Annotated in this window: 10 protein-coding genes; 2 read left to right on the top strand and 8 right to left on the bottom strand. The window is 63.8% G+C overall.

Annotation, left to right across the window (positions count from 1 at the left end; all coding sequences use genetic code 11):
• Positions 1-833, top strand: an 833-nt coding sequence (locus VLT15_02060) for a hemerythrin domain-containing protein (protein ID HSR44001.1), incomplete at its 5' end; no start/stop codon positions are given.
• Complete coding sequence (locus VLT15_02055; GenBank protein ID HSR44000.1) at positions 830-2,314, top strand: hypothetical protein; 1,485 nt, start codon at positions 830-832, stop codon at positions 2,312-2,314. The genes VLT15_02060 and VLT15_02055, both read left to right, overlap by 4 nt.
• A 69-nt stretch (positions 2,315-2,383) precedes the next feature.
• Here the strand turns inward: VLT15_02055 and VLT15_02050 are convergent, their stop codons facing one another.
• From VLT15_02050 to VLT15_02015, 8 genes are all read right to left on the bottom strand, one after another.
• Positions 2,384-3,232, bottom strand: coding sequence for an aldo/keto reductase (locus tag VLT15_02050; protein ID HSR43999.1), 849 nt, complete (start codon positions 3,230-3,232; stop codon positions 2,384-2,386).
• A gap of 124 nt (positions 3,233-3,356) precedes the next feature.
• Positions 3,357-3,866, bottom strand: coding sequence for a cupin domain-containing protein (locus tag VLT15_02045; GenBank protein ID HSR43998.1), 510 nt, complete (start codon positions 3,864-3,866; stop codon positions 3,357-3,359).
• 63 nt (positions 3,867-3,929) lie between these two features.
• Positions 3,930-4,634, bottom strand: coding sequence for an SDR family oxidoreductase (locus VLT15_02040; GenBank protein ID HSR43997.1), 705 nt, complete (start codon positions 4,632-4,634; stop codon positions 3,930-3,932).
• An 82-nt stretch (positions 4,635-4,716) separates the two neighbouring features.
• Positions 4,717-5,928, bottom strand: a complete 1,212-nt coding sequence (gene ugpC, locus VLT15_02035) for a sn-glycerol-3-phosphate ABC transporter ATP-binding protein UgpC (protein HSR43996.1) — start codon at positions 5,926-5,928, stop codon at positions 4,717-4,719.
• Positions 5,929-5,965: 37 nt separating this feature from the next.
• Positions 5,966-6,946 carry a glycoside hydrolase family 16 protein gene (locus tag VLT15_02030; protein ID HSR43995.1) on the bottom strand — a complete coding sequence of 327 codons (981 nt, stop codon included), beginning with the start codon at positions 6,944-6,946 and terminating at the stop codon, positions 5,966-5,968.
• Positions 6,947-6,957: 11 nt separating this feature from the next.
• Positions 6,958-7,818, bottom strand: coding sequence for a carbohydrate ABC transporter permease (locus tag VLT15_02025; protein HSR43994.1), 861 nt, complete (start codon positions 7,816-7,818; stop codon positions 6,958-6,960).
• Positions 7,815-8,762, bottom strand: coding sequence for a sugar ABC transporter permease (locus tag VLT15_02020; protein ID HSR43993.1), 948 nt, complete (start codon positions 8,760-8,762; stop codon positions 7,815-7,817). Before VLT15_02020 ends, VLT15_02025 begins: the two co-directional genes overlap by 4 nt.
• Positions 8,763-8,837: 75 nt before the next feature.
• Positions 8,838-10,235, bottom strand: coding sequence for an extracellular solute-binding protein (locus tag VLT15_02015; protein HSR43992.1), 1,398 nt, complete (start codon positions 10,233-10,235; stop codon positions 8,838-8,840).
• Positions 10,236-10,299: the final 64 nt, after the last annotated feature.

Here is a 10,299-nt window from a genome sequence, read left to right as displayed (position 1 = left end):
CGGTCATCGACTGGTGCCGCCAGATCGACTCCGATGTCCCGATCGGCCTCAACGTCCTTCTCACCGACGGAAGAGAACTCGTCGGGACGAGATGGGGCCGCGGCCTGTTCTTCGTTCAGCGCGAGGGGCTTCGGGACTGCGAGATCTGCCGATATGCCCATGTCCGGTCGATCGCGCCGGTCGAGGGTTACCGGTCGGTGGTTCTCGCCTCGGAGCCTCTCACGGTCGGGGAGCGATGGACTCCGGTGCCGGAGGGTTCAGGCTTCCGCGTGGTCGACGACCTCGAGCTCCGCATCGAATCGCTCGGCCTGCCCAACCCCCCATCGCCTGGAGAGGAGGTCGCCGGCGTGACCTCGGCCTTCATCCGGACGACCCTTGCCGACGAGTTCATGATCGATCACCGGGCGATGGCCGCCGGGTTCCGCAACCTGCGAGACGCGATCGACGCAGGGGATCGCGACGCGGCGATGGCGGCGGCCCGCAAGCTCGACCGGACGGCCGGGGGGCACATCGCATTCGAAGAAGAACACCTATACCCGGCGCTCGAAGCAGGGGACGACATGTACGACGACCACGACGCCGGTCTCGCCGTGCTGCAAAGGATTCTCGACGCCGATGCCCCGCTGTCTTCTCCGGAGCGATTGAGCGTGATCGCCGAGATCGATCGGATGCTCGACCACACCGAGGACTGCGGCCGCCTGCTCAGCCTCGTGCAGCACCTCGCCCCCAGCGAGCAGTCTCAATTGGAGGATCGCCTGTTCGAGTGGAGAGAGCGCGCTCCCCGCTGGAGCCTGATCGAACATAGCTCGCGCACCCCTGCCGGTGCACCATGACTCCGAACGCCGTGGCCTCCCGGCACGTCCACTCACCAGATCTCCGATTTGGCCCCTGCATCGAGGTTCTGATCAAACCGGCCGAGCACCGGCTGATCGCCGACATTGCCGGCAAGATCCGATCCGCACAGCCGGATCTCCGGCCTGCGGCGCCTTCGATGGACGAGCCGACCCCGGGTCTCCACGGGGGGTCTCGGTTGGTGATCGAGGATCATCGGGAGATCCCGCTCTGTCGCGACCTCGGGTCGTCGCTGGAGGAGCGAGCCCTGTTCATGGCAGGAGACGGCGATGTCGTCCTGGCATCCGAACCGCGCTGCGCCGAGTTCGAAGACTACTGCCGCAACCTCCTCGGCCTTGGCCGCGTCGTGGTGAAGCGGCTCGCAGGCCCAGCACACATGCCGCTCCCCACGCGATGTTCGGCCGATGCCGCGTCGATGTCCGACCTTCTCGAACTCGCCCGCACCACCGGTGACCTCGACCTGGTCCCCTACATCGGGACGGCTTCGGTGTGGGGGCTCGCTCGCGTGCTTGCGGCTGCAGGTGTGAGGATCAACGTGGCGGCGCCTCCAGCCGCCCTGACCAGCCGGGTAAACAACAAACTGTGGTTCGTCGAGATGGTCCGTAGCCTTGTCGGCCCCGAAGCCGCTCCTGCGACGTGGGAGGCTGCCAGTGTTGCCGAGCTCGCCGACCACCTGGAAGAACTGGCGCGGTGTCACGAGGGATTGGTCGTCAAAGTGGCCGAGAGCGCCGGTGGCAGGGGGATCGTTCGATTGGACGGTGCGACAATCCGGTCGAGAGGAGCCGCAGCGGTCGTGCGCCGGTTGGCGCGGCGTCTCGGGAACGACGGATGGACGGGACGCTACCCCCTCCAGGTCGGTGTATGGGAACATCCGATACTCGCCTCCCCGTCCGTGCAGGTGTGGATCCCGCTCGCCGGTGATGGAGACCCTACGGTCCAGGGTGTATACGAACAGTGCCTCGACGGCGGGTACCGCTTCGCCGGTGCCTTCACCACCACGCTGCCGGAACGCTGGAACCTCACACTGGCCACGGAGGCGGTCCGGTTGGGAATGCTCCTTCAGGCGCTTGGCTATTTCGGACCGTGCAGCTTCGACGGCATCCTGGTCGGATCGCGCCTGGCCGACGCCACCCTCCGTTGGGTCGAATGCAACGGGAGATGGACGAGCACCTCGCTCGCGCAGCTGACCGCCTGGCGACTGACCGGAAACACCGACCTGCCCCTGGTGACGATCCAACATCACGGAGCCGTTCCGGCTCGGTCTTTCGATTCAATGGTCAGGCTCCTCGGTGGCGATGCCTTTCACAAGCGGGACGACGGGAGTGGGGCCGTGATCATGGCTCCCCGTCGAATGCTCGACGGCACCGGCCTCTGCCTCCTCGTCGTCGGTCCGAACGTCACGTTCGTCGGTGAGTTGGCCAGAGATTTGTCCGAACGGTTCTCCGACCGCACGCACCGGTGATCGACCGCCGCGCCCGGGGCGACCCCGACCCGATCGTTCGGCCCCGCTATGTTGCGCCAACCGAAGGGCTCACCCTTCGTCCCACACCGGGCGCCGCACTTCGGGGTCGACCATGCGGATGTTTCTGTCGCGAAGGGCCCCGATGCGCTCCATTTCTTCGCCGGTGAGAGCGAAGTCAAAGATGTCGATGTTCTCCTCGATCTCGCCGAACTCGAGCGCCCGGGGCACAACCGCCACCTGTGGCTGCTGGATCAGCCACCGCAGGGCCACCTGGGCGGCCGTCTTGCCACGCGCAGCGGCGATCTCGCCGAGCACCGGGTCGTCGAGCAGCCTGCCCCGCCCTACCGGCGAGTAGCAGGTGAGGATCATCCCGTGTCGGGCGCAGGCGGCAAGCAGCTTGTCCTGACGAAGGTAGGCGTGGTATTCGACCTGGTTCGCAACGAGCGGTTCGGGACACTTGGCCACAGCTTCGTCGAGCAGCGCCACCGTGAAGTTCGACACGCCGATGTGCCGCGCCAGACCCTGCTGTCTAGCCTTGGCCAGCGCTCCGACCGTCTCTTCCAGGGGGACGCGGGGCTGCGGCCAGTGGATCAGCAGCAGGTCGACGTAGTCGAGTCCGAGCGTCTCGAGGCTGGTCTCGACCGAACGAGCGAAGTCGTCGGCCCTGGCATTCTCCTCCGTCACCTTGGTAGTGACCCAGAGGTCTTCACGAGGAACACCCGAGCCACGGATGGCTTCCCCGACCCACTGCTCAGAGCCGTACTTGCGGGCCGTGTCGATGTGGCGGTAACCACATCCGAGCGCGTGGCCGATGAGTTCGACCGCCCGGTCCGGTTCCGGGAACAGCATCGTGCCATACCCGACGACGGGCATCGCCGCGCCGTGCGCCGAGATGGTTGGGGCCTTCGCCGTTTGCATCGCAGTTCCTCCCTCGACATCGACCTCGGGGGCGACGACCGATCGGCCACTCTGCCCTTCCGCGACTCCGCCCGGCGATGCTACGGACCGTCGCGCTCAGCCCCAAAGCGGCCGCTGTGCACCACTACTGGTTGAACGGATCTTCGATCAGCTTCATCTGATGGGTGGCAAGGACCTCGATGATGCGCTCGGGGCTTGGCATCTGATCGAGCGGCATCGGATCCAGCGGGGACTCCATCGGCACGCCGATGTCCAGGAAGAAGTCGGCCTGATGGGTCACCGGCGCGTAGATGGCGAGGACCTTGCCCTTGGTGTCGCCAACGTTTCGGAAGCCATGCGGCACGTTTCCGGGCACGTGCACGGTCGAGCCGGCGGGGGCTGCGATGGAGTACTTCTCGCCATCCGCGTCTTGTCCGTAGACCTCGTAGTCACCCTCCAGGATCCAGAACGTCTCCTGCGGGATGTGGGTGTGCAAGAAGGCCGGGCCCCCTCCCGGCACGCTGACGATCTCGGTGATGAAATAGGCGTTGTCCGATTCGGCGGCGGTGATCTTGAACGTCACGACATCGCCCAACACCATCATGGCCTTCCCCTCATTCGGCCCGAGAGAGAAGTGCCTTCCGTCAATGCTCATCCAGTGCCTCCTAGCGCCTTGACCGACCTCGGATCCGACCATACCCCCATAACCGACCGGGGCTCATCCGGGTTCGGGCATCATCGTGACCTCGGTGATCCAACCCCGACCTCGGAATTCGACCACCTGCACGATCAGGTCGGCCACCGCCGAAGGATCCATCCAGGTCGGATCCTTCTCAGCCGGCTGGATGCCCCCGAACCCCGTCTTCACCCCTCCGGGAGACACCAGCGACACGAGGATCCCTGTCCCCTCGAGCTCTTCGCGAAGCGCCCGGGAGAATCCGGTGACCGCGAACTTGCTCGCCGTGTAGGCGGTCCAGGTCGCGCCGCCTTCCAGCCCTCTGATCGATCCCATGTTGACGATGTGCCCGGCGCCGCGTCGGCGCATGACGGGCAGCACCGCCCTCGTGACATTGGCCAGTCCCGTCACGTTCAGCGACAGCATGGCGGTCCAGTCCGACTCGGTCAGCTCCGGGAACGGGGCGTAGCGGCCTCCTCCCGCGTTGTTGACGAGCACGTCGACGCCCCCCAGTTCCCCTACGACGGCCTCGACCGCCCGTTCGACAGCTACCGGATCACGGACATCGCACGCCACGGCGACGTTCGATGCGCCGATTGCGTCGAGCTCCCGTGAGACCTCTTCGAGCTGGGGGCTCTCCCGGGCCATCAGTGCAACTGTTGCCCCCGTTCGGCCGAAGGCGATCGCCGTCGCCCGTCCGATACCCCGGCTGGCACCGGTCACGAGAACGCGCTGGCTGTCGGACATCTCGTGCGAGTGTCGCAGAAGATGCGGTGACTGGCCACTGGCCATCACCGACCGTTCCCGCCTCCGGGTTGGTGGGAGCGGCCTAGCGGATGGCCAGGCCGGTGTCGGGGTCGAAGAAGTGGAGTCGACTCGAATCCACGAACAGAGTGGCTCTGGAACCGGCGCTCGGCGCATGGTCAGGATCGACCCGGGCGGTGAATTTGGAGGTGTCCCCCAACGCGGACACATCGGTGCCCTCGTCCTCCATCAATTCGGCCAGCTCGGGCGTCACCACCGGCCTCGACGGCAGCTCGAAGTGCACGAACGCCTCCGACCCCAACTGTTCGGTCAAATCGAGACCCACCTCGATCGTCCGCTCGGCCGTCGACACATCCGAACTCACCGCCGAGACAACCTCGAAGGACTCGGGTCGCATCCCCAACACGATCTCCCGGTTCTTGTACTCGGCCAAACGGGCGCGCTCCCGCACATGCCCGGGATCCACCAATACCTTCTGGCCGGCGAAGTTGGCATACACCCGGGTGTCCTCCCCGGTGATCGTCCCGTACACGAAGTTCATCGCCGGCGACCCGATGAACCCCGCCACAAACAGATTGTCGGGCTCGTCGTACAGACGCCTCGGCGAATCGATCTGCTGCAGGTTCCCGACGTCCTTCCCGGAGATGGCCCGCAACACTGCCACCCGATCGCCCATCGTCATCGCCTCGACCTGGTCGTGGGTGACGTAGAGAGTGGTGGTCCCAAGGCGGGTATGCAGCAAGCCCAACTCCGACCGCATCTGCACCCGCAACTTCGCATCCAGGTTGGAGAGGGGCTCGTCCATCAGAAACGCCGCCGGCTCCCGCACGATCGCTCGACCCATGGCCACCCGCTGCCGCTGACCACCAGACAACGCTTTTGGCTTCCGACCCAGGAACTCGGTGATCTCCAACGTCCGCGCCGCCGCCTGCACCCGCCGATCGATCTCATCCTTCGGCATCTTCCGCAATTTGAGACCGAACGCCATGTTGTCGTACACGCTCATATGCGGATACAGGGCGTAGTTCTGGAACACCATCGCAATGTCGCGATCCTTCGGTGACACATCGTTCACCACCCGATCACCGATCGACAGCGTCCCCTCCGTCACCTCTTCCAGACCCGCAACCATCCGAAGAAGCGTCGACTTCCCACACCCCGACGGTCCCACCAACACCACAAACTCGCCGTCATCAACGCGAAGACTCACATCGAAAATCGCCCGAGTTCCACCCGGATACACCTTCCCCACACCATCAAACGTGATCGAAGCCATGACTCAAACCTTCCTCTTGGCCCGGGTGCCGCGGCGGTCACCCACCGGCTTCCCCAATCTCCTGATAAACGCGGACGTAGTCGACGTGCATGTACTTGGGAAACTCGACATCGAGGCCAATCGGACCCGGAAAGCTGCCGCCCAAAGCCAGGTTGAGGATGAAGTAGAAGGGCTGATCGAAGACCCATCGGTCACCGACGATGTCACGACTCTTTTCTCCGTATTGCTCACCATCGAAGAACCAGCGGATCCCGTCGAAGTCCCAATCGATGGCGTAGGTGTGGAAGTCCTCGGCGATGGGTTCATCATGCCGGTAGAGGTTGCCGAGCCCGGTGGCACCGGCATAGCCCGGGCCGTGCAACGTTCCGTACGCCAGGATCGGTTCTCGCCCGACGTACTCCATGATGTCGATCTCGCCTGCGAGCGGCCAATTGCTCTGTAGCGGATCGTCCTCATCGCGTTCGAAGCTCGATCCGAGCATCCAGAAGGCCGGCCACATGCCTTGTCCGGAGGGCACCTTGATGCGAGCTTCGATGTAGCCGTATTGAAACTCGTGGAGACCCTCCGTCTTGAGACGGGCGGAGGTGTAATACGACTCTTCGAATCGTTCGAATCGAGCATCGATCACGAGCAATCCGTTTCGGACCCGGGCGTTCTCGATGCGATCGGTGTAGTACTGGGCCTCGCCGTTGCCCCAACCCCATCCGCCGATGTCATAGGTCCAATTGCTTGGGTCGATGGAATCTCCATCAAACTCGTCACTCCAGACCAGCTCCATGCCCTCCGGGGGTTCGATCGGAATTGGTTCTGGCGCAGCGATGGTCGTGGTGGTGGTTGGCGGAAGCGTCGTTGTAGTCGTCGAAAGCACCGTCGTGGTTGAGGTCGCGGCAGCAGCGGCCGTCGTGGGAGCCACCGAAGACTCCCCCGACCCCTGGCCGGCGGATTCGTCGCCATCTCCGCAGGCGGCCAGCACCATGATCGATGCGATCACCATGACACCGGTCCGACTCCCTGCCACGCGCCTTTCCCCTAGCCCTTGACCGATCCGGCAGTCAACCCGCCGATGATGTAGCGCTGCAGGAACATGAACAATATGAGCATCGGGAGCATCAGCATCAGCACAGCCGCCGCCAGGGCCGGCCAATCGCTTCCGTACTGACCCTCGAACACGATCAGTCCTCGGGTGATCGGGTAGTAGTCCGCGTTCGTGAGATAGATCGTCGGCAAGATGATCTCGTTCCAGATCCCGATGGCGTGCAGGACCGTGACCGTGGCGATGGCGGGACGGATGAGCGGGACGACGATCGTTCGAACGAACCGGAAGTATCCGCACCCATCAACAGCTGCCGACTCGTCGAGCTCGGTGGGGATCGATTTGATGTAATTCACCAGGATGATCATCCCGATCGCGTTTACCAGGAACAACATGATGTATCCGGGTCTCGTGTTGTAGAGGCCCAGGTTGAGAATGAGTTGAAACTGGGGAATCAACGCCGGGGGCAGGAACAGCGCGACCACGTACATAGTGAGAAGTCCCCCCGCGCCCTTGATGATCCCCCGCGCAATCGGAAATGCCACAAACACCGAAGTAGCCACGAAGACCGCGGTTGCGACCGTCGCGTAGATCGCCGAATTGAGCATATATCCGGAGAAGTTGGCGAGTTCCCACGCTTTCGTGTAGTTCTCGAAGCTGAACTCCGTCACCGGCGCGATCGGATCCTTGAAGAACTCTCCGAGTCCCTTGAAGGATGCGTTGAGAAGCATGAAGAGCGGTCCGATGTACAGGACCGAGAACACGAGCAAGATGAGGTAGGAGACCAGCTTGCCCCAGGGAAATGCCTTCTTCTGTCGCGCAACGGCCCGAGGTTCGAGCTTCGCCGGAGCGGTCATCCGAGGTACTTCCTCTCTCTTCGAGCAACGAACCAGTTGGCCGAGAGGCCGAGAACCAGCACCAGGAAGAACAGGACGATCGATGCTGCGGCTGCGTAGCCCTGCCGGAACGCGGCGCTGACGGAGCCGGATGTCTGGCCGAAGCCTTCGGCGAAGACGAGGTAGCCGAGCACCTGCGTCCCAGGCCGGTACCCGATGAGGACGAGGAACAGCTGCCACGCCTGCAGCGAGCCGATGATGTTCAACAGGAAGTTCGTGTTGATGGCCGGGGTCAACTGGGGCCAGGTGATGCTCTTGAACAACGCCCAGCCTCCGGCGCCGTCGATCCTGGCAGCCTCGTAGAGCGTCGTGTCGATGGTCTGCATTCCGGCGAGGAAGATCACCATCGTGATGCCGACGTTGGCCCAGATCTGCACGACGATCACCCAGATGAAGGCCTCTTGTGGAGTCCCTCCCAGGAACTCGGACTGCATGCCCATCCATTCCCATGCCTTGGAGACGGGCCCCCCGCCGGGATAGAGGAAGAGCTTCCACATGAGTCCCTGAATGACCGCTCCGAGAATCACCGGGAGGAAGAACAGGGTGCGGAAGATGGTCCTGCCCCTCAGCCGCTGATTCAGCAACAGGGCGAGGCCGAGACCCAGGGCGAATTGAATGGTGGTGACGAAGAACGAGAACCGAAGGGTTCGTGTCAGCGCAGCAAGGTTGTCACGAGATGCGAGTCCTCGGAACAGGAACTCGTCATAATTCTCGAATCCGATCCAGTTGACCGGGGCACCGCGGATGCCGGTCGCATCCGTGAACGAGTACACCGCCGTCGCCAGGGAGGGGCCGACGGCGATGAGGAGATAGAAACCGAAACCAGGGAGAAGCAGAAGAACCGGCGCCCAGGCCTTCAGCCCTCGACCGAACACGTAGTTCTTCTTGGTCGGACTAAGCGCCATGTGCTCCCCCGATAGGGTCAGGTTGGCTGGTGTGGGCTTCCAGGAAGGAAGCCCACACCAGCTGTGTAGCAGTCGTTACGAGAGTTCGTCGAGCGCAGCCTGCAGATCTGCCTGAGCCTGGCGGGCAAGTGCCGCCGGGTCGGTCCATTCGTTGAACGGCGCGAACCACGCAGCACCCTGCGAGCCATTCGCCCACTGGCCGGCACCTGCCGGCTGGACCCAATACTGCTCGAAGCCGACCCGGTAGTTCTCCAGGTAGGGCGCAATGGCCTGGCCGAGGATTGTGTCGAGTACAGCAGTCGGCTGGGTCGGGATGAACCCGGTCGTCGACACGAAGTCCTGGTATACGGCCGGATCGGAGAACGCAGCCACATACGCCTTGGCAACTTCGACGTTCGGCGAGTTGGCCGCAATAGCCCATCCCTGGTCGTACTTGCCGAACAGGTTCTGGTTGTCGGCGGCGTTGTCGCTACCCGGGAAGGGCACGTACGTCCAGTTGAAATCGGCCTCACTCTCCAGGTTCGGAGCCTGCCAGGCACCGGTCGGGAGAAACGCCACGTCACCGACCGAGTATCGGAAGGTCGCTGCATCGTGTGCGAGACCAGTCGTGCCCGACTCGAGCATGTTCTGGGCGTAGACCTGGTAGCGCTCCCACAGCGAAGCGGCGTCGGGAGAATCCCACGTGAACTCACCCGTGTAGAGGTCCTCAACGAGGCCTTCCTGGTCCGGGAACAGCGCGCCGAGGAGCCCGTAGGCACCGACGAAGACGGGCCAACCATCCTGGCCGCCGTTTGTCATGCACTCGTTGCCTGCGGCCTTCACAGCCTCGCACACGGACACGAGTTCGCCCCACGTTGTGGGCACGTCGACACCGACACTCGCGAGAAGGTCCAGGTTGACGAACATGCCTCCATAGATGGTCCGGCCGAGGTTGACCGCGTACACCCGATCCTGGAAGGAGCCCGCCTGCTGAATCGAAGGCTCGTCGTAGTTCCCGACCCACGCCTCATCGGTGATGTCGAGAAGGAGACCCGCCTCGATCAGCGTCTGCCAGGCCGGCGGCGTGGCTCCACCCATGTACGACTGGACTGCGTTGGCGAAGCCGAAGATGTCGATCACGTCCACATCGTTGGCCGAAAGCCGGGTCTGGGTGACGGTGGCCAGATCGCCCGCACCGACGACGGCCACGTCAACGGTGACGCCTGGGTTCGCGGCTTCGAAGTCCTCGCTGAACTCCTGCACGAACGTCGTCATAGGCTCCTGAGAGTGCACGAGCACCCGAAGGGTGACTTCCTCGACTTCCGCGGCCGTCGTGTCTGTTGTGGCAGCCGTCGTCTCTGTTGAGGCTGCGGTCGTTTCCGTCGTACCACCGGAAGTGGTCTCGGTTGTGCCCTCGTCACCGCTGCCGCAGGCAGCGACGATGAGGCCGAAGACGACCAGCAGCGTCGCCCACAACCTTCCTCTGCTCTTCATTTCTCCTCCTTCGCGGGCGACCTGGTCGCCGCGTGCTCGCGTGTGTGCGTGCCTGTTTCCTTCG

Source organism: Acidimicrobiia bacterium, assembly GCA_035471805.1.
GTDB lineage: Bacteria > Actinomycetota > Acidimicrobiia > Spongiisociales > JAHEDJ01 > JAHEDJ01.
The sequence above is the reverse complement of the archived record's forward strand: the minus strand, read 5'-3'. Positions and strand labels throughout refer to the sequence as shown.